The sequence below is a fragment of the Streptomyces sp. NPDC056835 genome (assembly GCF_042789485.1).
GTDB lineage: Bacteria > Actinomycetota > Actinomycetes > Streptomycetales > Streptomycetaceae > Streptomyces.
In genome coordinates this window covers 1-20,755 of record NZ_JBHUBB010000053.1, presented here as the reverse complement: position 1 = coordinate 20,755, position 20,755 = coordinate 1, and the positions used below count along the sequence as shown (strand labels likewise).

At 70.3% G+C, this 20,755-nt stretch carries 22 protein-coding genes and 2 pseudogenes; 17 read left to right on the top strand and 7 right to left on the bottom strand.

All coding sequences use genetic code 11. From position 1 onward, the window contains the following. Positions 1-52: 52 nt before the first annotated feature. Entirely contained in the window at positions 53-949 is an 897-nt protein-coding gene (locus ACFRMN_RS36505; protein ID WP_383028308.1) for a putative sugar O-methyltransferase, read from the top strand. Further along, positions 949-2,271, top strand: coding sequence for a cation:proton antiporter (locus ACFRMN_RS36500; protein WP_383028305.1), 1,323 nt, complete (start codon positions 949-951; stop codon positions 2,269-2,271). Before ACFRMN_RS36505 ends, ACFRMN_RS36500 begins: the two co-directional genes overlap by 1 nt. A 79-nt stretch (positions 2,272-2,350) precedes the next feature. Here the strand turns inward: ACFRMN_RS36500 and ACFRMN_RS36495 are convergent, their stop codons facing one another. Next, on the bottom strand, positions 2,351-3,040 hold the full coding sequence (locus tag ACFRMN_RS36495) for a permease prefix domain 1-containing protein (protein WP_383028303.1): 690 nt from the start codon (positions 3,038-3,040) through the stop codon (positions 2,351-2,353). Next, complete coding sequence (locus tag ACFRMN_RS36490) at positions 3,037-3,378, bottom strand: PadR family transcriptional regulator (RefSeq protein WP_383028301.1); 342 nt, start codon at positions 3,376-3,378, stop codon at positions 3,037-3,039. The genes ACFRMN_RS36495 and ACFRMN_RS36490 overlap by 4 nt, the downstream gene beginning before the upstream one ends. Positions 3,379-3,498: 120 nt before the next feature. Here ACFRMN_RS36490 and ACFRMN_RS36485 point away from each other — a divergent pair. The 9 genes and pseudogenes from ACFRMN_RS36485 to ACFRMN_RS36445 all read left to right on the top strand — a co-directional run. Continuing rightward, positions 3,499-3,903 (top strand): annotated as a pseudogene (locus ACFRMN_RS36485) (ATP-binding cassette domain-containing protein); the annotation flags it as partial. 94 nt (positions 3,904-3,997) lie between these two features. Further along, the gene (locus tag ACFRMN_RS36480; protein WP_383028298.1) at positions 3,998-5,302 is read left to right on the top strand and encodes a cytochrome P450; all 1,305 of its coding nucleotides are present in this window, start codon (positions 3,998-4,000) and stop codon (positions 5,300-5,302) included. Between the two features lie 105 nt (positions 5,303-5,407). Further along, the gene (locus ACFRMN_RS36475) at positions 5,408-6,385 is read left to right on the top strand and encodes an L-tyrosine/L-tryptophan isonitrile synthase family protein (RefSeq protein WP_383028296.1); all 978 of its coding nucleotides are present in this window, start codon (positions 5,408-5,410) and stop codon (positions 6,383-6,385) included. Next, positions 6,382-7,317, top strand: coding sequence for a glucose-1-phosphate thymidylyltransferase RfbA (gene rfbA / locus ACFRMN_RS36470; RefSeq protein ID WP_383028293.1), 936 nt, complete (start codon positions 6,382-6,384; stop codon positions 7,315-7,317). Before ACFRMN_RS36475 ends, rfbA begins: the two co-directional genes overlap by 4 nt. Further along, the gene (locus tag ACFRMN_RS36465) at positions 7,314-7,925 is read left to right on the top strand and encodes a dTDP-4-dehydrorhamnose 3,5-epimerase family protein (protein WP_383028291.1); all 612 of its coding nucleotides are present in this window, start codon (positions 7,314-7,316) and stop codon (positions 7,923-7,925) included. The genes rfbA and ACFRMN_RS36465 overlap by 4 nt, the downstream gene beginning before the upstream one ends. Beyond that, complete coding sequence (locus ACFRMN_RS36460; protein ID WP_383028288.1) at positions 7,916-8,968, top strand: NAD-dependent epimerase/dehydratase family protein; 1,053 nt, start codon at positions 7,916-7,918, stop codon at positions 8,966-8,968. The genes ACFRMN_RS36465 and ACFRMN_RS36460 overlap by 10 nt, the downstream gene beginning before the upstream one ends. After that, a complete protein-coding gene (locus tag ACFRMN_RS36455; RefSeq protein ID WP_383028286.1) occupies positions 8,965-10,356 on the top strand; it encodes an NDP-hexose 2,3-dehydratase family protein in 1,392 nt (463 codons plus the stop codon). The genes ACFRMN_RS36460 and ACFRMN_RS36455 overlap by 4 nt, the downstream gene beginning before the upstream one ends. 149 nt (positions 10,357-10,505) lie before the next feature. Continuing rightward, complete coding sequence (locus ACFRMN_RS36450; RefSeq protein WP_383028283.1) at positions 10,506-11,222, top strand: D-alanyl-D-alanine carboxypeptidase family protein; 717 nt, start codon at positions 10,506-10,508, stop codon at positions 11,220-11,222. 188 nt (positions 11,223-11,410) lie between these two features. After that, on the top strand, positions 11,411-11,638 hold the full coding sequence (locus ACFRMN_RS36445; RefSeq protein ID WP_383028280.1) for a hypothetical protein: 228 nt from the start codon (positions 11,411-11,413) through the stop codon (positions 11,636-11,638). 278 nt (positions 11,639-11,916) lie between these two features. Here the strand turns inward: ACFRMN_RS36445 and ACFRMN_RS36440 are convergent, their stop codons facing one another. The 4 genes from ACFRMN_RS36440 to ACFRMN_RS36425 form a co-directional block, all read right to left on the bottom strand. Further along, positions 11,917-13,170, bottom strand: a complete 1,254-nt coding sequence (locus ACFRMN_RS36440; protein ID WP_383028277.1) for an ATP-binding protein — start codon at positions 13,168-13,170, stop codon at positions 11,917-11,919. Position 13,171: 1 nt separating this feature from the next. Next, positions 13,172-13,948 (bottom strand): two-component system response regulator CseB, encoded by a 777-nt coding sequence (gene cseB, locus ACFRMN_RS36435; RefSeq protein ID WP_383028274.1) that lies wholly within the window; start codon positions 13,946-13,948, stop codon positions 13,172-13,174. A 135-nt stretch (positions 13,949-14,083) separates the two neighbouring features. Continuing rightward, positions 14,084-15,706 (bottom strand): trypsin-like serine protease, encoded by a 1,623-nt coding sequence (locus ACFRMN_RS36430; protein ID WP_383028272.1) that lies wholly within the window; start codon positions 15,704-15,706, stop codon positions 14,084-14,086. 148 nt (positions 15,707-15,854) lie between these two features. Then, positions 15,855-16,292 (bottom strand): hypothetical protein, encoded by a 438-nt coding sequence (locus ACFRMN_RS36425; protein WP_383028269.1) that lies wholly within the window; start codon positions 16,290-16,292, stop codon positions 15,855-15,857. 262 nt (positions 16,293-16,554) lie between these two features. On the opposite strand from ACFRMN_RS36425, the gene ACFRMN_RS36420 reads away from it, so the two are divergent. The 5 genes from ACFRMN_RS36420 (at position 16,555) to ACFRMN_RS36400 (ending at position 18,756) form a co-directional block, all read left to right on the top strand. After that, a complete protein-coding gene (locus ACFRMN_RS36420; RefSeq protein WP_383028267.1) occupies positions 16,555-17,037 on the top strand; it encodes an SLATT domain-containing protein in 483 nt (160 codons plus the stop codon). 394 nt (positions 17,038-17,431) lie between these two features. Then, entirely contained in the window at positions 17,432-17,554 is a 123-nt protein-coding gene (locus ACFRMN_RS36415) for a hypothetical protein (RefSeq protein ID WP_383028264.1), read from the top strand. 200 nt (positions 17,555-17,754) lie between these two features. Continuing rightward, positions 17,755-18,120: a hypothetical protein gene (locus ACFRMN_RS36410; protein ID WP_383028261.1), complete on the top strand. Its 366-nt coding sequence runs from the start codon at positions 17,755-17,757 to the stop codon at positions 18,118-18,120. After that, positions 18,077-18,412 carry a hypothetical protein gene (locus tag ACFRMN_RS36405; RefSeq protein ID WP_383028259.1) on the top strand — a complete coding sequence of 112 codons (336 nt, stop codon included), beginning with the start codon at positions 18,077-18,079 and terminating at the stop codon, positions 18,410-18,412. The genes ACFRMN_RS36410 and ACFRMN_RS36405 overlap by 44 nt, the downstream gene beginning before the upstream one ends. Before the next feature lie 125 nt (positions 18,413-18,537). Next, positions 18,538-18,756: a hypothetical protein gene (locus tag ACFRMN_RS36400; RefSeq protein ID WP_383028257.1), complete on the top strand. Its 219-nt coding sequence runs from the start codon at positions 18,538-18,540 to the stop codon at positions 18,754-18,756. Positions 18,757-19,065: 309 nt separating this feature from the next. Here the strand turns inward: ACFRMN_RS36400 and ACFRMN_RS36395 are convergent. Then, positions 19,066-19,578: pseudogene (locus ACFRMN_RS36395) on the bottom strand (IS982 family transposase); the annotation flags it as partial. A 69-nt stretch (positions 19,579-19,647) separates the two neighbouring features. Here ACFRMN_RS36395 and ACFRMN_RS36390 point away from each other — a divergent pair. Beyond that, on the top strand, positions 19,648-20,037 hold the full coding sequence (locus tag ACFRMN_RS36390) for a hypothetical protein (RefSeq protein ID WP_383028254.1): 390 nt from the start codon (positions 19,648-19,650) through the stop codon (positions 20,035-20,037). The last annotated feature ends 718 nt before the right edge of the window (positions 20,038-20,755 follow it).

Below are 20,755 nucleotides of genomic sequence, written 5' to 3'. Positions count from 1 at the left end.
AAACGATTCGGAAGCAACTCGGGGAAGGCCTTCGATGGGTTTTAAGCCGCAGGTGAACGAGCTCTGGAAATACATCGGGGAAAACGAGGTCAATGAAGAAAATATCGGTGACCTCGCCGAATTCAAGAGGAGCCAGGTCAACTACCGGCTGACCTACTTCGATGTACGCACGAACGGCGTCCGCTATCTGAAGACGCTCATCTACAATCTGGCCGGCCGGCTCAGCGAGGAGAACTGGGACCGGCTGCGCCGCATCAGCGGGCGTGAACTCGGGCGGCCGTTCGCGGTCACCTACGACGGGGAGTCCGTGGATCTGGACTATCTGCGTGCCGTGCGCGATCTGGAGTTCATCGAGAGGAACGTCGATCTCGACGGCGCCCGCGTTCTGGAGATCGGGGCGGGATACGGCCGTACGTGTCACACACTGATGTCGAACAAGGACATCTCCGGCTACACGGTCATCGACCTCCCGACGACGATGGCGCTTTCCCGGAAGTATCTGCGCGAGGTGCTGCCGGACGAACAGTTCAAGAAGGTCACGTTCATTTCCGTCGACGAGATCGAGACGTCGCTGGGGGACGCTGTATTCGATCTCTGCATCAATATCGACTCGCTCGCCGAAATGGACGTCGAGACCGTCCGGTACTACCTCTCGCTGATCGCCGGGCGCGGCCGGCACTTCTACACGAACAACCCGGTCGGCAAGTACATGGACAAGAGCCTCGACGACCACGCCCGCGGCGAGGACGCCATCGCCCGCGCCCTGGACGCGGGACCGCTGACCGACGTCATCGACGTCCACGACAACCGCGCGGTGCGCGAACAGGCCCGCGGGTTCGTCGCCGCCTACCGGCCCCACGACAGCTGGCACTGCGTCGCCGACGAGTGGGCGGAGCCGTTCACCTGGTACTGGCAGGCCCTGTTCCGGGCGCCGGCCGCGCGTCGGTGATGCCCTACGGGCAGGCGCCGGCCCTGCTGGCCGGGGAGCCGGTCGCGCCGCTCGGCGCCCACCCCCTCCTGCTGCTTCTGCTCCAGGTCGGTGTGCTTCTCGCGCTGGCGCTGCTGCTCGGCCGGCTGGCCGAGCGGTGGGGGATGCCGGCCGTGGTGGGCGAGCTCATGGTCGGTGTCCTGCTGGGCCCCTCGCTGCTGGAGTGGGCCGCGCCCGCGCTGACCGGCTGGCTGTTTCCCAAGGACGCCGGCCAGTTCCACCTGCTGGACGCGTTCAGCCAGATCGGTCTGCTGCTCCTGGTCGGCGTCACCGGAACCCAGCTCCACCTCGGGCTGATCCGCCGGGAGGGCAGGACGGCCCTCCAGGTCAGCGCCGGCGGACTCGTTGTGCCGCTGGCCCTCGGTATCGGCGTCGCCTTCCTGCTGCCGGCCGAGCTGGTGCCGGGGGACGTCGGCCGGGGTGTGTTCGCGTTCTTCCTCGGGGTGGCGATGTGTGTCAGCGCCCTCCCGGTCATCGCCAAGACCCTGTCCGACATGGGCCTGCTCCACCGCACCATGGGGCAGCTCATCATGACGGCGGGGACGATCGACGACACGGTGGCGTGGTTCCTGCTGTCGATGGTGACGGCGCTGGCCACCACCGGTCTGACGGTCGGTCACGCCGCCCTGGCGTTCGCCTCGCTGCTGGCCTTCCTGCTCCTGGCCGCCACCGTGGGCCGGGCGGTCGCCGGGGCCGTGCTGCGCGGGACGGCGCGGTCCGCCGATCCGGGTTCCGCGGTCGCCGCAGTGGTGGTGATGATGCTGCTGTCCGCGGCCGCGGCCCACGCACTGAAGCAGGAGCCCATGTTCGGGGCGTTCGTGTGCGGCCTGGTCATCAGCTCCACCGGACAGCTGACGCCGGAGCGGCTGGCCGCGCTGCGCACGGTGGTGCTGAGGGTGTTCGCGCCCGTCTTCTTCGCCGCGGCCGGACTGCGGATGGATCTGACGGGGCTGGCCGATCCGCGGGTGCTGGGCGCCGCGTTCCTGCTGCTGTTCGTCGCCGTCCTGGGCAAGTTCCTCGGTGCCTATGCCGGGGCCAGGCTCAGCCGGCTGACCCGGTGGCAGGCGCTGGCGCTCGGCGCGGGGATGAACGCCCGGGGCGTCGTCGAGGTCGTCATCGCGATGGCGGGACTGCGGCTCGGGGTGCTCACCACCGAGACCTACACCATCATCGTCCTGATCGCGGTCGTCACCTCGCTGATGGCACCGCCGGTCCTGGCCATGGCGATGAAACGGATCGAGGAGACCCCGGAGGAGAGGGTCCGGGAGAAGGCGTACGGGTAGCGCGCGCGGAGGTCCGCCGTCGTGCCGGCGGTGATGTCCCGGCCCGGCGGCGGCTTCGCGGTGGCCGCCGGCGGCGGCGTCAGGGGCCGTCGCGTCCGTCCGCGGCCGTCAGGCGCGCACAGCGCCGGCAGGACCGGGCCGAGCCGGCCACCAGGGCGTGCGAGGTGGCGGCGAGGCCCCCGGCGAACGCGAGCAGCAGCCAGTTGGTCCCCAGGGCGGCCGCGACGGCGAGGGCGAGGGTCGCGACGGCCATGGACATGCTCGCGACGGTGGCCGCCCACGCGACCGTGAGGGGCAGCCGGTCCGGTGTGGGCAGCCAGCGGGCGAGTGTGCCGGTGGCCGCCAGGGTCACGGCGGCCAGCAGCGCGGCGACGGCCGAGACACCGGCCAGGTTGAGGGCCAGCAGCTGGGCCGTGTGCGGCAGGTGCCAGGCCTGTCCGTAGTCGGCCTGCCGCACGAGAAACCAGCAGGCGATCACGAAGGGGACGGTGAGCGCGACGGCCCGCGCGGTGTGCCGGGCCTGGGCGATCGTCAGCTCGCGCTGCCAGCTCCCCACGAGCTCGTCTGCGGTCCCGAACTCCCGCACCGCCTGATCGGCGGCGTGCTGATACGTCAGCCCCGCGCGAGTGCGCTGCGACACCGCGTCCGTGAGGTCCTCGCGCACCTCGGCCACCATGCGCGCCTTGGTCCGCTCCGGACCGTGCAGCGCGGCCGCCAGGGCGCAGACGTAGTCCTCGATGGGGTCGGTCCCCGGGCTGAGCGCGCTCATGTGACGGCTCCGGGCGGTGTGACGGGATTCAGGACCGAGCCGATGGCGGTGGTGAACTCCTGCCACGCCGTCCGCTCACGTGCCAGTGTCCGCCGTCCGGCGTCGGTGAGTTCGTAGCTGCGCCTGCGGCGCTCGCCCGCCGACTGCCAGCTGCTGCGCAGCAGCCCGACCCGCTCCAGCCGGTTGAGCGCGGGATAGATCGTGCCCGTACGCAGTTCGAGCGCGCCCCCGCTGCGCTGCTGGACGGCCGTGATGATCGCGTAGCCGTGCAGGGGGCCCGGTTCGAGCACGGCCAGCAGCAGTCCGTCCAGGTGGCCACGCACCGCATCCTGTCTCATGAGTCGGCAGCCTACACAACGAGAGTATTGGTGTGCTATCTATTGGCAGCCAACTCATTTGTCATGACGAAAGGGCCCGTCAGTGATCAAAACACTCGGGACCCGACGGGGGATGACGCGATGACCGTTCAGAGTTCACCGGCCGCCATCGAGACCGAGGGGCTGGTGAAGACCTTCGGGAAAGAACGGGCCGTCGACGGCATCGACCTGGTCATTCCCCAGGGCATGGTCTACGGCGTGCTCGGACCCAACGGGGCGGGCAAGACCACTTTCGTGAAGATGCTCGCGACCCTGCTGCGGCCGGACGGCGGCCGGGCCCGCGTGCTGGGCCGGGACGTCGTACGGGACGCGGAGGAGGTGCGCTCACGCGTCTCCCTCACCGGCCAGTACGCCTCGCTGGACGAGGACCTGACCGGCACCGAGAACCTGGTCCTCCTCGGCCGCCTCCTGGGCCACGGCAAGCCGGCGATGCCCCTGATCTCCCACGCTGTTCAAGCGTTCAGCCGGCCAGGATCCGCGGAACGGGATGAACGGCCGCCGCCCGGCACATTCTCAGCCGGCCGATACACCATGGAAATCTTTCCACGCTCGTCTTTCCCTCAGGAAAGGAAGCGCCACCATGCCGCATTCCGAACCCCTGTCCCTGTACGGCAAGGAATACAAGACCGACCCGTACCCGCTGTACCGGAAGCTTCGCGAGAAAGGACCCGTACACCGGGTCAATTTCCCCAGCGGGGTCAACGCCTGGCTGATCACCGGATATGAGGCCGCGCACAGCGCCCTGAACGACGACCGGCTCGGCAAGAACCACGGCCTCGGCAACAGCGCCTGGCGTGAACGCGCCGCCATCATGCCGGAGCCGCAGCACTCACAGCTCCAGGCCCACCTGCTGCACCAGGACCCGCCCAAGCACACGGTGATGCGCAAGATGGTCACCGAGGCGTTCGCGCCCCGCCACGTCGAACGCCTGCGGCCCCGGTTCGAGGAGATCGCCGCCGAACTGCTCGACACCGCCCTCGGCGAGGGCTCCGCGGCCGGTGAGATCGATGTCGTCGCGGCCTTCGCCGCACACTTCCCCTTCCGTGTGCTCGCCGAGGTGGTCGGCCTGCCGCCGGCCCTGGCGGCCCGGTTCGACCGCGACTGGGGCAAGGTCGTACAGCCCGTCGGCCCGGCCGACCCGCAACGCCCGGTGTACGAGGGGCGCCTGCGCGGACTTCAGGGCTACATCGCCGAGGTCACCGAGGACAAGCGCCGCAACCCCGGCGACGACCTGCTCACCAGGCTCGTCACGGCGTGCGAGGCAGGGGAGATCACCGGGCAGGAGCGGGACTCCGTCGTCTTCCAGCTGCTGGTCGCCGGACAGGAACCGGTGACCAACCAGATCACCACCGCCCTCGTTGCCCTGCTGCGCCACCCCGCCCAACTGCGCCGGTTCCAGGAGGCCGTGGCTCAGGGCGAGGGACACGACCCCGGGCCGGCGGCCCGCGCCGTCGAGGAACTTCTGCGCTACGACAGCGCCTTCGAACTCACCACCTGGCGGTTCTTCGCCCGGGACGCGGACCTGTCCGGTACCCGCATCCCGGCCGGCGACTCGGTCATCGTGTCGCTGAGCGCCGCCAACCGCGACCCGCGCCGGTTCCCCGACGCGGACACCCTCGACCTGGACCGCACCCCCAACCCGCACCTCGCCTTCGGCCACGGCATCCACTTCTGCCCGGGTGCCGCCCTGGCCCGTACCGAACTCCGGATCGCCCTGGGCGCGCTGGTCACCAGACTGCCCGGGCTGCGACTGGCCGTCGCGGACCAGGACCTCGACTGGGTCCGCGCCGTCCTCGCACGCGGCGTCAGCGAACTGCCCCTCGCCTACGGCACGCCGACCAACGCCCGGGCCACCGGCTGCCCCCTGCGGCACGAAACGCGATGAACACCCGGGACCGGACAGCCACCGGCCACGGACCGCCCGGCCCTCACCCCACGCCATGTCCCTCTCCAGTCCTCAGCGGAAGCGAGCCGATCACCCATGTCCCAGATGTCCACCACCCGCACCTCCGCCTCCGCGGCCGAACGCGCCGGCCGGGAAATCCTGGAAGTCCTGCTCCCGCACCGCCGGGCCGCCGAACCCGACCCGCACCTCGACACCGCCGAGGACTTCCCCGAGCAGCTGCGCCGGATAACCGGGTTCGTCCGGCGGGACGAACCAGTGATGTTCAGCCTGCCGGGCTTTCCCTGCAAGTCACCCAACCCGGACAAGGTCCTGGGCCATCTGCCCGACCACGGGGAACGGCTCGCGCTGCGCTTCCTGGGCTCCCTGTGCGCGGAGATCACCAAGATCCACAGCCCCGGCGCGAAGATCCTCATCTGCTCCGACGGCCACATCTTCGGTGACGTCATCGGTGTCCCCGACGAACACATCGACGCCTACGGCCACGAACTGCGCCGCATGATCAGCGCCGAGGGTCTTTCCGCCCACCTCGACACCTTCGCCCTGAAGGACGTCTACGGGCCCGGCCTGTCGTACGACGAGAAACGCAAGATCGCCGCCGAGACGCTCGGCCCATCGATCGGGGAACTGCGCGAGGAGGTGCGCGGTGACGAGTCCACCCTGCGCATGTACCGCGGCATCACCAAGTTCCTCATGGAGGACGTGGCCCAGTGGGAGGGGTCCCGCTCGGCGCTCCAGCGCGAATGCCGGCGCCGCGCCTACGAGGTCATCGCCCGCAGCTGGGCCTGGGGCGAACTGATCACCGAGCACCACCCCGACAACGTCCGCCTCTCCATCCACCCGCAGAGCCGCGGCGAGGCGAAGTTCGGCATCCGGCTGGTCGGCGCCGCCGACGTGTGGACCACGCCGTGGCACTCGGTGGTACTCCGCCACGCCGACGGAACCTGGCAGCTGATGCACCGCCGGCGGGCCCAACGGCTGGGCCGCGAGGTGTACGAGGACGGCCGGCCCAGCCACTTCGAGGCGCCGCCCGCCGACGCGGCCACGGAGGGAACCGGCGGATGAAGGGAATCATCCTGGCCGGCGGCCACGGAAGCCGCCTCCACCCCATCACGCTGGGCGTCTCCAAGCAGCTGCTGCCGGTCTACGACAAGCCGATGATCTACTACCCGCTGTCCGTACTGATGCTGGCCGGCATCACCGAGATCCAGATCATCGCCGCCGGGCAGGACCTCCCGGGCTTCCAGCGGCTGCTCGGCGACGGCTCCCGGCTCGGACTGCGCCTCACCTACGCCGAACAGGACAAACCCCGGGGCATCACCGACGCCTTCCTCGTCGGCGCCGAGCACATCGGCGACGACCCGGTCGCGCTCATCCTGGGCGACAACCTCTTCCACGGGCCCGGCTTCGGCGAGATCCTGCGTACCAGCGCCCGCACCCTCGACGGTTGCGTCCTGTTCGGCTACCCGGTGGGCGACCCCGAACGCTACGGAGTGGGCGAGGTGGACGCCGCCGGCCGCCTCCTGCGCCTGGAGGAGAAGCCCGCCGCGCCGAGCTCCAACCTGGCCGTCACCGGCCTGTACCTCTACGACAACGACGTCGTGGACATCGCCCGCGGGCTGCGCCCCTCCCAGCGCGGCGAACTTGAGATCACCGACGTCAACCGCACCTACCTGGAGCGCGGGAAGGCCGAGCTCGTCCAGCTGGGCAGGGGCTTCGTCTGGCTCGACACCGGCACTCACGACGCTCTCACCGAGGCCGGCCAGTACGTGCAGATCCTCTCCCGCAGACAGGGCGTGCGCATCGGCTGCGTCGAGGAGATCGCCTGGCGCATGGGATACATCGACACCGACACCTGCCACCGGCTCGGCCTCGCCCTGTCCCACTCGCCCTACGGCCGGTACCTGCTGGAGATCACCGGCGCCACGCCCCGCCACAGGGCCCCGGCGGCCACGAACGGGGCCTTCCCCACCAGGGTCAAGGAGAAGAGAGAATGAGCGTCACGCAGGCGCGCACACCGGCCATCGAGGGCGTCCGGGAGTTCACGCCCCAGGTCTACGGGGACGACCGGGGGCGCTTCGCGTCGCCGTACCAGGAAACCGCGTTCACCGAGGCCATGGACCGGCCCCTCTTCCCGGTGAAGGACATCAGCCACAACGTGTCCGCCGACGGTGTTCTGCGCGGCATCCACTACACGGCCACCCCGCCCGGCCGGGCCAAATACGTCTACTGCCCCCACGGGCGGGTGCTGGACTTCCTCGTCGACCTCAGGGTGGGCTCCCCCACCTTCGGCCGCTGGGAAGCCACCGAACTCAGCGGCGAGAACTGCCGCGCGCTGTACATCCCGGTCGGCGTCGGCCACGCCTTCCTCTCCCAGCAGGACGACTCGGTCGTCGTGTACGTGATGTCGCGGGGCTACGTCCCGCACAACGAGCTGGCCGTATCCCCGCTGGACCCCGCACTCGGACTTCCCCTGCCAACGGCGCACGACCTGCGGCTGTCCCCCCGGGACGCCGGCGCTCCCACGCTCGACGAGGCACGCGGCAAGGGTCTGCTGCCCGCCTACGACACCTGCCGTGAAGTGGAGGCCCTGCTGTGGCCGTGACACCCGCCCGCGCCGCCCTCCCCACGATCGCGCTGCTCGGCGCCACCGGCTTCGTCGGATCGGCCGTGCTGCGCGAACTCGCCGCCCGCCCCGTACGGATCCTGGCGGTCTCCCGGCGCCCGGCGGCCGTCCCGCCCGCGGCCCGCGCCGACATCGAGGTACGGGCCGCCGACCTCACCGAGCCGGGCGAGCTGTCCGCCGCCGTGGCCGGCGCCGACGCGGTCGTGCTCGCCACGCTCTACAGCTCGGCCACCGCCACCTGGCGGGTCGAGGACGGCGACACGGCCGCCGAGCGCGTCAACGTGGGCATCGCCCGTGACCTGGTCGGCGCGCTCGCCGCCCGCCCGGCCGGGCCCCGCCCCCAGGTCGTGTTCACCGGGGCCGCCTCCCAGGCAGGCCCGACCGGAAAGCCGGTTCTCGACGGCACTGAACCGGACCGGCCCAAGGGCCCCTACGACCGTCAGAAGCTGGCCGCCGAGCGACTGCTGCTCGACGCCGACGCCCGCGGGGTGCTGTGCGGGGCGTCGCTGCGGCTGCCCACCGTGTTCGGGCCCGGCGCCGGACCCGCGGCCCGCGACCGGGGCGTCGTCTCGGCGATGGCCCGCCGCGCCCTGGCGGGGGAGCCGCTGACCATGTGGCACGACGGAACCGTACGCCGCGATCTGCTGTACATCGACGACCTGGCGCGCGCTGTCGTCGCCGGCCTGGACCACACCGGGGCACTGGCCGGTCGCCACTGGCTGCTCGGTACCGGTGAGGGCCGGCCCCTCGGACCGGTCTTCGAGCAGCTCGCGGCCCTTGTCGCGCAGCGCACGGGACGGGACCCCGTGCCGGTGCTCGCGGTGCGGCCCCCCGAGCACGCGGAGGCCGGGGACTTCGCGAGCGTCACGATCGACGCGTCCGCGTTCCGGTCCGTCACCGGCTGGAGGCCGAACACCGCGCTCACCGAGGCGCTGCGCAGGACCGTGGACCATCTCGCCGACGCTGTTGGGGCCGGTGAGCGTCGGGCCGGCCGCGGGAAAGCGGGGGGAGGGCCGGCATGAGCATCGTCACGCTTCTGCGCCCCCGGATCGCCCAGGATCTGCCCGAGCGGCTGGCCCGGTCCGCCGCCGTGACCGTCACGGGCCACCAGCTGCGTACCGAGGACGTCACCGGATGGCTCGCCGAGCGGGCCCGCTCCCACCGCTTCACCGTCCGCCGGGTACCTCTGGACCGGCTCGACCACTGGTCCTTCGCGCCCGGGACCGGCGATCTCGTGCACCGCAGCGGCCGTTTCTTCGCGGTGCGGGGCCTGTCCGCCCGCCTCGGCGAGGGGCCGTTCGGCAACTGGCAGCAGCCCGTCATCCACCAGCCGGAGGTGGGCATCCTCGGCATCCTCGCCAGGGAGTTCGACGGCGTACTGCACTTCCTGATGCAGGCGAAGATGGAGCCCGGCAACCCCAACCTGGTCCAGCTGTCGCCGACCGTGCAGGCCACGCGCAGCAACTACCAGCGGGTCCACGCCGGTTCGCACGTGACGTACCTGGAGCACTTCACCGACGCCCCGCCCCACCTGGTGCTGGCCGACTCGCTCCAGTCGGAGCACGGAGCCTGGTTCTACCGCAAGGCCAACCGGAACATGCTGGTGGAGGCCGCCGGCACCGAGGTGCCGGCCGCCCCCGACCACTGCTGGCTCACGCTCGGCCAGCTCGGCGAACTGCTCCGGCTGGACAACGTCGTCAACATGGACGCCCGCACCGTCCTGGGCTGCCTGCCGCTGCCGGCGACCGGGCCGGGAGCCCTGCACTCCGACATCGGGCTGCTCTCCTGGCTCACCGCCGAGCGGGCCCGGCACGACGCCGACGTCCGGCTCATGCCGCTCGCCGAGGTCGAGGGCTGGACACGCGACACGGACGGCATCCGGCGTCCCGACGGCCGGTACTTCCGGGTCACCGGTGTCGCCGTCGAGGCCGGCAACCGTGAGGTCACCGGCTGGTCCCAGCCGCTGATCGAGCCGTGCGGCACCGGCGTGGCGGCCTTTTTGTTCCGGCGCCTGGGCGGTGTACCGCATCTGCTCGTCCACGCGCGCGCCGAGGCGGGATTCCTCAACCGGGTGGAACTGGCGCCGACCGTGCAATGCGCGCCGCGGGACTGGGAGACGGTACGGGCCGCGGACCGGCCGCCCTTTCTCCAGGCGGTCCTGCGGGCCGTGCGGGAGGGCGGCGCGCACTACTCGGCCGTGCACTCCGAGGAGGGCGGACGGTTCCTGGACGCCTGCGTCCGCTATCTGTTCGTCATGGCCGACGAGGACACCGCACCGCTCGACGCACCGCGCGGCTACACGTGGGCGACGGTCGGACAGCTCAACTCCCTCGCCGCCCACGGCCATTACCTCAACGTCCAGGCGCGCACCCTGCTGGCCTGCGTCAACTCCGGCGCCGCACACCTGTGAAGCGGGCCCGTCTGACGGGCGGTCACCGGGGCGCACGGGCACGGCCCGGTGCCGGCCGCGCCGGGCCGGCGGCCGCGACGGTGTTCGCAGACCACGGAGGCCGCGCGATCGGCTCAGTCAGCGTCCGGGCTGCGAGAAGGAGGCGCGGCATGGGCCCGCAGCGCATCACCGCGGACGGCGGAGAAGTCGCCCAGCGCCAGCTCCCGGAACTGCTCCTGCTCCAGTCCGGCAACAACGTCGCCCGGCTGCTGGCCCGTTGGGACGCGGGAAGCCAGGAGGCTTTCGTCGCGAAGATGAACCGCACCGCCGCGGATCTCGGCATGACCCGTACGGCCTACACCGGGGCCAGCGGTTTCGAGGCCACCACCAAGAGCACTGCAGATGACCAGCTCAAGCTCGCCCGCCAGGCCATGCAGGAGCCGGTCCTGCGCGCGGTGGTTGCCATGCGCAGCACAACCATCCCCGGCGTGCCCGGCACCGTCACAAACACCAACCGACTGTTGGAGAAGCCCGCAGTGATCGGCCTCAAGACCGGATCGAGCGCCCCGGCCGGCGGCAACCTCATGTGGGCCGCCGAGGTGAAGACGGCGACGAAGCAGTACCTCGTGCTCGGTGTGGTAATGGGCCAGCGCGCCAACACCACGCCCACGGAAGGCCCCATGGCCGCCCTGAGTAAGAGTGCTGTACTGATCGAGGCCGTGCAGAACGGCCGTCCCACCGCCCTTGGCACCAGCGAAGGGGCGGCGGCACGGCCTCGGTGCTGGAGAGGAACCGGACCGAGGCCGGGCGCCGGAGCGGTAAAGGCCCCTGGCAGCGCGGGCGGTGGATCGCCGTGCCCGCCGTACTGTCCGCGGCCGTCATGCTAGGTCCTGTCTTCAAAGTAGCGCCGTCCGCCCGGAGGGCGGGCTCGGCGGCGGTCGGTGCGTGCGATCGCAAGGCGGAGGGTCGCCCCAGTACTGGATGTACTGGGGTGATCCCGACAACGCGGCGAGCGTGCGTGCCGACCGCCGCCGAGCAGGCGGGACTTTGAAGACAGGGCCTAGGGCACGCCTGGGTGCCGAACGGATTGGGCAACTTCGGAAGCCTGCTGGAGACCTTCCTGCCCTGGCTCGGGGTGAGCGTGCCCATACTGCTGGTCCTGGCCGTGCTACGGCGGTCCGCGACCGCCACCGTCGCCGTACTGTTTTCGGCCGTCATCTGGTGCTCGCTGTTCGGCGCCACCCTCGCGGACAAGCGCACCGGAAGCGACCACCTGCCCGTAGCCGCCGCCTTGCGCCTGTGACGGCGGTGTGATTTTCATCGATCACTGGCGTGGTTACTCGGTGGCATCTGGCGAACGGCGGGGGCAGTGGCCGATGCAGCGTGCGAGCTGGCCGACACGGTGACGCCGGGGACCTGGAGCACGGGCGCGGTCGAGGACGCCGCCTACGCCATCGACACACTCGCCGAGGCCCTCGCCGCGAACCTGACGACAGTGCCAGACGGACCTCCTCTCGCCAGGGCGGATGAGGTTTCGGCAGTCGCGGTGCCAGGGACGTCCGTCCCAAGCCGTCGGACGTGTCAGTCGGCAGGCGGGAGGCGGAGCGTGGCGACGGCCCCGCCGTCGGGCGCCTTGGCGAAGGACAGCGACGCCCCGATGACCCGGGCCTGGCCGAGCGCGATGGTCAGTCCGAGGCCGTGGCCCCGGCCGCGTTCGGACGCGCCGGTGCGGAACCGTTGGGGTCCGTCGGCGAGCAGCTGGCGGGGGAAGCCCGGGCCGTGGTCCCGTACGGTAACGCAGGTTCCCGCCACGTCGACCTCGACGGGTGCGCGACCGTGCCGGTGGGCGTTGACGACCAGGTTGGTGACGATCCTGTCGAGCCGACGCGGGTCGGTCTGGGCGGTCAGGGCGCCGGACGTGGTGAGCCGTGTCTGCAGCCCGGTGCGCCGTACGGATTCCGTCACCAGCTCGCCGAGCGGTACCGGCTGGGTGTCGGCCTGTTCGGCGCCCGCGTCGAGCCGGGAGATCTCCAGCAGGTTCTCCACCAGGGTCCGCAGCACCCCCACCCGGTCCCTGACCAGATCCGTGGCCTCCGCCTCGGGGAGCAGCCCGCTCGCGGTGACCAGACCCATCAGCGGGGTGCGCAGTTCGTGGGCGACGTCGGCGGTGAAGTCCTGCTCGGCCAGGAGCTGCCCGAGCAGGCTGTCGGCCATCGAATCGACGGCGGCGGAGATCTCGGCGATCTCGTCGCTGCCGCGGCCGGCCCCGGTCCTGGCGGCCAGGTCACCGGCCGTGATCCGGCGTGCGGTCCGTGCCACCCGCCGAAGCCTGCGGTTGGGCAGCTCCGCGGCGAGCGCCGACAGCGGTACGACGACGGCCAGCGCGAGCAGGGAGTACTTCCACATGTGCCGGTCCAGGGCGCGCCGGGTGAGCAGGTCGGGTGTCATGTCGACCTCCACCGCCACGGGGCTGCCTCGGTACGTTTGTGCCGCCCACATCGAGGGGTGGTCCCCGGGGCTGTCACCGTCGTACCAGGTGGCATATCCGTCCCTCAGCCCCTGCGGGCCGCGGAGTCGGCGCAACAGTTCGACGGGCATGGCCCCGGGCGACATCCGAAGCGAGTCGGGCGGGGTGGCGTCCCGTTCGTGGTCCTGCAGGTCTCGGGACAGCTGCGTCACGGCCTTGGCCCTGCCGTCGTTCAGGGACCGGGCCAGGGTGCTGCGGTGGACCAGCACCCCGACGGTCAGCGCGATGGCGCAGCAGGCCACGGCGACAAGCACAGCGATCTTCCAGCGCAGTGAACGCCAGTTCAGCAGGTCGCACAGGATGCCCACGTCAGCGCCGCAACTTGTAGCCGAAGCCGCGGACGGTCTGGATCCGCTCGGCTCCGATCTTCCTCCGCAGCCGCTGGACGCACAGGTCGACCACGCGGCTGTCGCCGTCCCAGCCGTAGTCCCACACGTTGCGCAGCAGCATGTGCCGGTCCAGAACGACGCCGGGGTTCGCGGCGAACTCCAGCAGGAGCCGCAGCTCGGTGGGGGCCAGCGCAACCGGTTCGCCCGCCCGGAACACCTCCAGGCCGGCGGTGTCGATGGTCAGGTCGCCGAAGACCAGCGGGGCGTGCTCGCCCGGGCGACCGGAATCCTCCGGCCGTTCCCCACCTCCCACCGGTTCGGTCGGGGGGTGGTGCGGCACGGCCGGGGCGGTGGCGGGGTTGAAGGTCGCCCGCCGCAACAGCGAGCGGATCCGGGCCACCAGCACCGCGGTGTCGACGGGTTTGACCACGTAGTCGTCGGCGCCCGCCTCCAGGCCGGAGACCACGTCCAGGGCGTCGCCGCGCGCGGACATCATCAGGATCGGGTCCATGCTGGTCTCCCTGACCCGGCGGCACAGCCCGATGCCGTCGAGGGCGGGCAGCATCACGTCCAGCAGCAGGTCGTGGCGGCCCTCCCGGAACAGTTCGAGTCCGGTCAGGCCGTCACCGGCGGAGGTGACACGGTAGCCGTAGCGCTCCAGTGCCAAGGTGACCGATCTGCGGATCACTTCGTCGTCCTCCACGAGCAGGATCGCCACGGGCACCAGGGCGGTTCCCCCGGCCACTGGATCCGACATCTCTCCCCATCGGACGTAGTTGCTGAAGGTCCATCATGCGACAGGGCATCCCGCCCTGCCGAATTCCGCCTCCACCACGCATTCCGCCTCCACCACGCATACGCCGGCGCCGGGTTCGCCGGTGATGCTGTCGGGTCAGGGTTCGCGGGTCTGGGGGCTGTGGTTCGGGTCCTGGTCACCGAGATGGCTGTCGTGGTGGTCGGGACGGGGCGGTGCACCGGTGAGGGTGCAGCCCTGGCGGGACAGGTCCAGTTTCGATCCCTTGGCCAGACAGTCAGTGATCATGTGAACCTGCTGGCCATAGCTGCGACCCTTCGTGGAGGTCACTTCCCCGTTCGGGCCCACTTCGCAGGGGTTGTTGTCGGTGCATTGCTCGCCGTCGTCGTTGTGGGTGTTGTGGATTCCCACGACCGTGGTGCCGTCGGGGGCCAGCAGAGCCGAACCGGAGTCGCCGTGCCAGGGGCCGCAGTCGTCGCTGGTGGTGTAGCGGATTGAGTTGTTCAGCTGGTAGCCGCCTTCCCGCAGGTGCGGGACTACGGCCTCGGCGGTGCAGTGGTAGCGGGCGCCGACGGAGGCCACGGTCAGTGGGTCGCCTGCGCGCACGGGGGCGGACGCGAGCTGGAAGACTTTCGCGCCTTCGGCCTTCAACTGCGTGTAGGTCTTGTCCAGGCGGTAGAGCGCGATGTCGGTGCCGGTCATCGTCGCGTACACCAGCCGTTTCGCACGGGCCGTGGTCTGCGGATAGCCCCGACGGTCGACGATGGGCACCTCGCGGTCGGCAGGCTGGTCCACCAGCGCGGCTCCGGGCGCGGGCCACTGTCCTTGCACACAGTGACCGTTGGTCAGCAACAGCGCAGGGTCCTGCGGACGGGAGGCGGGGGTACGGACCGCCGAGCCCGCACAGCCGCTCAGGTCCACCGACCCTTCCATGTCCGGGATCAGATCATCTGGGGGCACGTCGGTGCCCGTAATGATGCCGTTGATCCAGTCGGCGTGCCTGGTGACATCGGAGTACAGCGTCTTGCCGCTCTCGTCGGGGCCGCTGACCACACCGGCCACGGCCCACTGACCGCCCTCACGGACCAGCGCGGGACCGCCGGAGTCCATGTTCGACGCGGCGACGCTGCCGTCGGCGCTACCGACGCACAACTCTCCGCTGGCCGCGTGTGACGGACACGCCGAGACCGGTTGCACCACGGTGTCGGCCTCCCGCAGCCGCGTGGGGAAACACGCCGGATTGGTGCTGTCGTCGCAGGTCATGCCCCAGCCCATGATACGGACGGGCGTGTTGTCCGACGGCGTGGTCGAGGCGATCCGCACCGGCTTGGCCCGAACCGGGGTCCGCAGGTGCATCAACGCGAGGTCGCGGCCCCAGAACCCTCCCTCATCGCGACTGGTCGCCAGCCGGTAGTAGTGGTCGACCTCGGCGACCTCGCCGCCGGAGGTGGTGTCCAGTGACCCGACCCGGACCTTCCAGCCACGCGGGACACCCGCCTTCGCATTGGTCGGGTTCCGGCCGGCACAGTGGCTGGCGGTCAGGACCCATCGCGGCGCGAGGACCTCCACCCCACAGCCGTGCTTGTCCGGGCGCGGCGGGGCGGGGTAGGACAGCTGGAACGAGCCCATGAACGAGTAGGCCCGGGTGGACTCGGTGCCACCCACGACGGCCTGCGCCGATAAGGGTGCTACAAGGGCCGCGGTCAGCGCGATTCCCGCCGTCAGGGCGGCGGCCGCCCTTCGGCCTGTCGACGTGTGCATGCGTGGCTCCCCTTGCGTCTGCCGTCGGCCATCGCTCCGGCGGGCTGGTGCTGGGGACAGCAGTCGGCTGTCCCGTCCGGCACCGAGCCTGGACCCAGTGGCCCTCCGGAGGGTCTCTCCCGCGTATCAGGCTCGGCGCGGCAGCCGCTCAGTTGTGTATCAGTGAGTCCGGGGCCAGGCAGACGATGCCGTGGACACGCAGGGGAAGCGGCCCGCTGCCGTTGTCCGTCGCAGTGTGACGGTGGATGCGGAGGCCCGGGGACGGCATCTGCGCCAAGGCGGCCGGCCCCTGCCCTTGCCGGAAATCCCGTCCCGGTGAGCAGGTGGCGGTGAGGCCCTGATCGGCACCGGTCGGGTCCTTGCCGTCGAAGACCTGCCGACACCCCGACCGGACCGCCGTCGAACCGCTGCTCCTGCCCACCCGCGACCCGGCGGGCGACTTCACCGCCGCCTGGGACTTGGTAGTGATGCGCTCTTTGTCGGGCAGGGCGGGACGGTCCGAGGCGGGCTGTCCGCCGGCGAGGTTCCGCAGTCTGGTGAGGAGAACTGTCTGGGCGTCGCGGCACTCAAGCGCCTGGTCGGTCACGGGCTGATCATCGAGCCCGAGCCCGGTTTGTTCACCCTGCACCACCAGTGATCTCTTGGCATGCCGCTGATCAGCACACCTGATCCCGACTCGAAGGCGAATCAGACAGAGACTCGTATTCCGCCCTCTGACAGACCCGCGGTTCGTCCTCCTGCCCCGGAGACGTGCCACGGGCCCGGCTCTTGGGAATCGCACCGCGCAGGCCCTGCGGCCGTTCGGGATAGGGAAGTCCGCCACTCGCCGTACACGGTTCGGGCAGCATGTGCCTGTGCGGATACTCAGACGAACACCTCCGGTGCCACCAGCAGGCAGTGATTCTCTGCTGGCGTACGCCCTCACTGATCTGGCCTGGTACGCACGGTGCCGTGACCGTGCCCGCAGATGGCACATGACCATCGAGCTGAGTGCTCTGTTGACCGGGGCCACCACCGTGGTCGCCGCGGGTATCCAGGCGCCCGCCGCTGTCACGGCCACAGTGGCCGGGGCGACCGTCTTCATCGGCGGACTCCGCCAGGTCCTCAACCACGCGGAGCGCTACGTGCTGGCCGCGGAGGCATGGTCGAGACTGCACCAGGCGGTCCAGCGGTATCGGCTTACTCCCGAGGCCGAGCGAGACGAGGGCAGCGGTCAGCGCCTGCTGGAAGAGATCGAGGCGGCCGCAACGACCGAGCTTCAGAACTGGGCCGGCCATCGCCGGGGCATGCAACCCGGGCCACCAGTGCCAGGCAGTCAACCGCTCCCGTAGCCACGTTCCGGCACTTCTGATCGCGGTGGTAAGCGGCTGATGAGATGCCAGGGAGCCGACTGCGCCTCGTCTTTGCCCCTACAGCAGTTGGCAAATGGAAGTGCCGGACTGCCCTGGTCAGAGCGTTGTGTCGCTCCGTAGCCGGCGAGAGTGGGGCAGGTCAGTTGGCAAGCCGGGCCATCATCGCGGCTGCTCGGCAGAGCCGCGAAGGCCCGGCTCTCGGCGTTTGCCAACAAGCGTGCTGATCGGCCGACCGTGCTGCGCCGTCACAACTGCTCCCGCGATACGCCCTGACCTGCGCGCTCGCCAGAATCTATCCACAGGCCAGAGCTTTTACGGTTCGTGTCCGCTTCGGGTGTGAGGTGCCGGGACGCAGACCGAGAAGGCACGGCCGATGGCACAGACGAAGTTCGACAAGCAGGTGGAAGAGACCGCCGAATCCGTGGCGTTCGGGATCGGCCGGTTCCTGGCCGGCTGCCCGCTGCGGGGCGAGCGGAAGACCGGCGCGACGTTCTGACACGAGGGCACCCGCGTCCTACCGAAGGCCGAAGGCCGTGTCTCCCGCTCCGGATGGCAGCGCCCTCCCCCTTCCCCATCACTGGCCTGGCCGTGACGGGGCGTAGGCGGCTACTGAACACTGTGGGATAACCAGGACGCCCCCTTCGCCACCGCCCGACCTGTAGACCGGCCGCATCGCCGCAGCTTCCGCCCTGGCCGTTGACGGCCGGGGCGTACGGGCTCCTGACCCGCACACGCCGCGACCGGATCCGCCTCGCGGAGCAGCCGGACGACGACGTCCTCGAACGCGAACCGTGGCGCGTCGGACCGAGGCTGGTGATCCACCTCGAAAAGGTCAACGCCACCATGGCGAGGCTCAAGCGGTACGGGGCGAAGACCCGGGAGAGCGGCGACCCGAAGACGTCCCCGGCCGTCGACGTGCTCGCCGAGATCCTGTTCATGAGCCGCCAGGTCCGCCTATACGTGCTCCTGGTCGCCCAGTCCGCCACCGCCCGCGCCATCGGCGCCCCCGGAGATGCGCGTGACTTCCTCCATCCGCATCCTGGTCGTCCGCTACACCCTTAACGCCTGGCGGATGCTGGTCCCCGGGGGCAGCCCCATCCCGATGCCGACCGCGCGCCCCGGCCGCGTCCAAGTCGTCCTACGCGGCCGCGCCCACGAGACGCAGGTGCTGAACCTCTCGAACGCGGAGGGCCGCGAGTGGGCGATGTGCGGCGTCCACGCGGGCGGCAAGGCCGGCCCCGCCCTGCAGAAGCCGGCCGTCCCCGAGGCCCTGCCTGCCGACTTTCTGGCCGACGCCTGGAGCAGCTCCCCGGTCGTCCTGTCTACCGCCGACCCCAAGCCGACACCGGCCTGAGACACCGACTCTCTCGCCGATGCCTGGAAGAAGATTCCACAAGCCCCGGCCGAAGCCCCTGAGCCACCGACCGACGCACCGCCGTCCTTCCCACGCACCGCCGTCCTTCCCACGCACCGCCGCCCTTGGACCCGGACGACGCCGTGGTCGGGCTGCGCAAGGCTCAGCAGGACCACCTGCCGGAACTCACACTCGCCGCCTTGCGCTGGGCTCGCGCCAACGACCCCGACTTCCCGGCCTCAGTGGACACGCGGGGCACCGAACTCCTCTACCGGGCCGGCGACCTCAGGCGCTGGGCACGCAACCGGCCCCGCGGCTCCGCCGGAGCCACTGACCTGCCCTGAGCGGCATCGGATACACCACGGGCCCCGGGGGATCAGCCATGACATCCCCGGGACCGGCTGTTGAAGTCACACCGTTCAACGACGATTTGGCCCCGGCGTCATATCAACCGGTCGCGGTGCGTTCTGTGCTCTTGCCCCCGACACCTCGGCGCGGGACGGTCATTGCGCAACTACGCGCGACCGACTCGGCACGGGAGGGCGGATCCTTGCTCATGAGCGAGAGATCTGGATTCCGGACTCTCTCTTTGGAGCCCGGGTGATCGTTCTCCGCGGCTCCGGTGCACCGCGTCCCGGGTAGTGTCAGTGATCGTAGGCGATGGGCAGGCCCTGAAGGGTGCTGACCAGGTGCAGGCGCGGGCCCCAGAAGAAGCGGCTGTGGCTGGCGCAGTAGCCGTATTCGGCCCAACCTGTCAGGTCGGAGCGTTTGACGGTCTCGCGGGAGCGGCCGCATTCCACCGGGGTGGAGTCCACGACCCATACGTCGTCGCTCCACACCGAGGTGCTGGTGGCCAGGATCCGGGTGACCCGGCGGCCCGGCGGAGCAGTTCGGCGGCCTTGCGCAGCCGCTTGTTGTAGCCGGGTCGCTGGGGCAGGCAGGGGAAGAGGTGGCGCAGGTGGGCACGGGCAGGGCGGAGCCATTTGGCCTCGGAGGGTGTAGCCGAGTATGGCCTGCATCGTGGCGAGGGTGACCAGTTCGGCGTCGCTCAGGCGGGGCGTAATGCCGATCCGCGGGCGCCACGGCGCCAGGTCGGGATGCTCTTTCAGCATGTCGTCGGTCGTCGCATAGAGTGCTGTCGCGAGGGTGTCCACGTCGTTCGTCACAAAACGATCTTGGACACCCTCGTTCTCGTCTCCGCAGGCACCCCTTGGACCACACCACCAGGAGGACCAGTGTCATACCCGCAACTGCTCACCCCCGAGAAGAAGCTCGCCGACGCGAAGAAGCTGTTGAGTCTCCCGCGTATCGTCGTGATCTGCGGCTCCACCCGCTTCATGACCGAGATGAACGAGGCCGATCTGCGGGAGACCAAAGCCGGAAGGATTGTCGTCAAACCGGGCTGTGACCTGAAGTCGCCGCACGAACTTTGGTCCGATCCTGTCGAGGCCGAGGCGCTGAAGGTTCGACTCGACGATCTGCACCGGGCGAAGATCCGGCTCGCTGATGAGGTGCTCGTAGTCGGCGACTACATCGGAGACAGCACCCGAGCCGAAATCGCCTACGCCCGGTCGCTGGGCAAGCCCGTGCGGTTCACGCACCCCGAAGTCGACCCTGACGCCTGACCGCCCGCCGTCACCTCGACAACCAGGGCCGGCAGCAGCCCGCCGCCTGACCGTCTCGCGGTGGCTTCGGCCGCCGCCCGCCCCACACCCTCCGCAGGCATCCCTTGGAATTGATCATCTAGTGTTGTCAACTGCTTCTGCGGGTCTCCAAGCCGTAATGCTTTCTGGCAAGTTAGGCAAATGGCTTCGACCAACGCCGGACAGCCGGCAGGCTTCTATCCACTCGGTGGCTACCAGGTCTTGACGGCGGTGAACACAACGCGATGCACCTGGGCAGTGGACGCTGGGCAAGCCGAACGGCGATGGGGGATCTTCAGGCGGCTGCCGCGAGGGTGTCCGGGGCCGGCTGGGCGCGGCGGAGCTGCCGCGCGGTTCAAGCTCCTGGTCGGCCCTCGGGGAACCGCCACTTCTCGTAACGTGTCTCCTGCCAGAGGATGAGTGTGCAAACGCAGGGAGCGCGTGGTGGATCCTGTATCGGTGGGGTTGTTGATGGCGTTGGCGGGTGGCGCCGGTGGCGAGGCGGGCGGCAGGCATGGGCAGGGCTAAGCGCGCTGGTACGGCGCCCATTTCAACGCAGCGAGGAGTCTTCGGACGGCTCAGCAATAATTTCAGGGGAGGGGGAGCTAGTGTGATGCGCCTGAAATCGCGGGCTTAAATCTGTAGGCTGTTTTCATGTCTCGTGGTCCTCGTGCCGTCGAAGTCGTGTTGTCCGATGGGG

Bases quoted from the DNA above. Each gene is read 5' to 3' on its own strand.
- ACFRMN_RS36430 (WP_383028272.1), bottom strand. From the start codon at position 15,706: ATGCACACGTCGACAGGCCGAAGGGCGGCCGCCGCCCTGACGGCGGGA.
- ACFRMN_RS36455 (WP_383028286.1), top strand. From the start codon at position 8,965: ATGAGCATCGTCACGCTTCTGCGCCCCCGGATCGCCCAGGATCTGCCC.
- ACFRMN_RS36495 (WP_383028303.1), bottom strand. From the start codon at position 3,040: ATGAGCGCGCTCAGCCCGGGGACCGACCCCATCGAGGACTACGTCTGC.
- rfbA (WP_383028293.1), top strand. From the start codon at position 6,382: ATGAAGGGAATCATCCTGGCCGGCGGCCACGGAAGCCGCCTCCACCCC.
- ACFRMN_RS36465 (WP_383028291.1), top strand. From the start codon at position 7,314: ATGAGCGTCACGCAGGCGCGCACACCGGCCATCGAGGGCGTCCGGGAG.
- cseB (WP_383028274.1), bottom strand. From the start codon at position 13,948: ATGTCGGATCCAGTGGCCGGGGGAACCGCCCTGGTGCCCGTGGCGATC.
- ACFRMN_RS36475 (WP_383028296.1), top strand. From the start codon at position 5,408: ATGTCCACCACCCGCACCTCCGCCTCCGCGGCCGAACGCGCCGGCCGG.
- ACFRMN_RS36480 (WP_383028298.1), top strand. From the start codon at position 3,998: ATGCCGCATTCCGAACCCCTGTCCCTGTACGGCAAGGAATACAAGACC.
- ACFRMN_RS36450 (WP_383028283.1), top strand. From the start codon at position 10,506: ATGGGCCCGCAGCGCATCACCGCGGACGGCGGAGAAGTCGCCCAGCGC.
- ACFRMN_RS36490 (WP_383028301.1), bottom strand. From the start codon at position 3,378: ATGAGACAGGATGCGGTGCGTGGCCACCTGGACGGACTGCTGCTGGCC.
- ACFRMN_RS36415 (WP_383028264.1), top strand. From the start codon at position 17,432: ATGGCACAGACGAAGTTCGACAAGCAGGTGGAAGAGACCGCCGAATCC.
- ACFRMN_RS36500 (WP_383028305.1), top strand. From the start codon at position 949: ATGCCCTACGGGCAGGCGCCGGCCCTGCTGGCCGGGGAGCCGGTCGCG.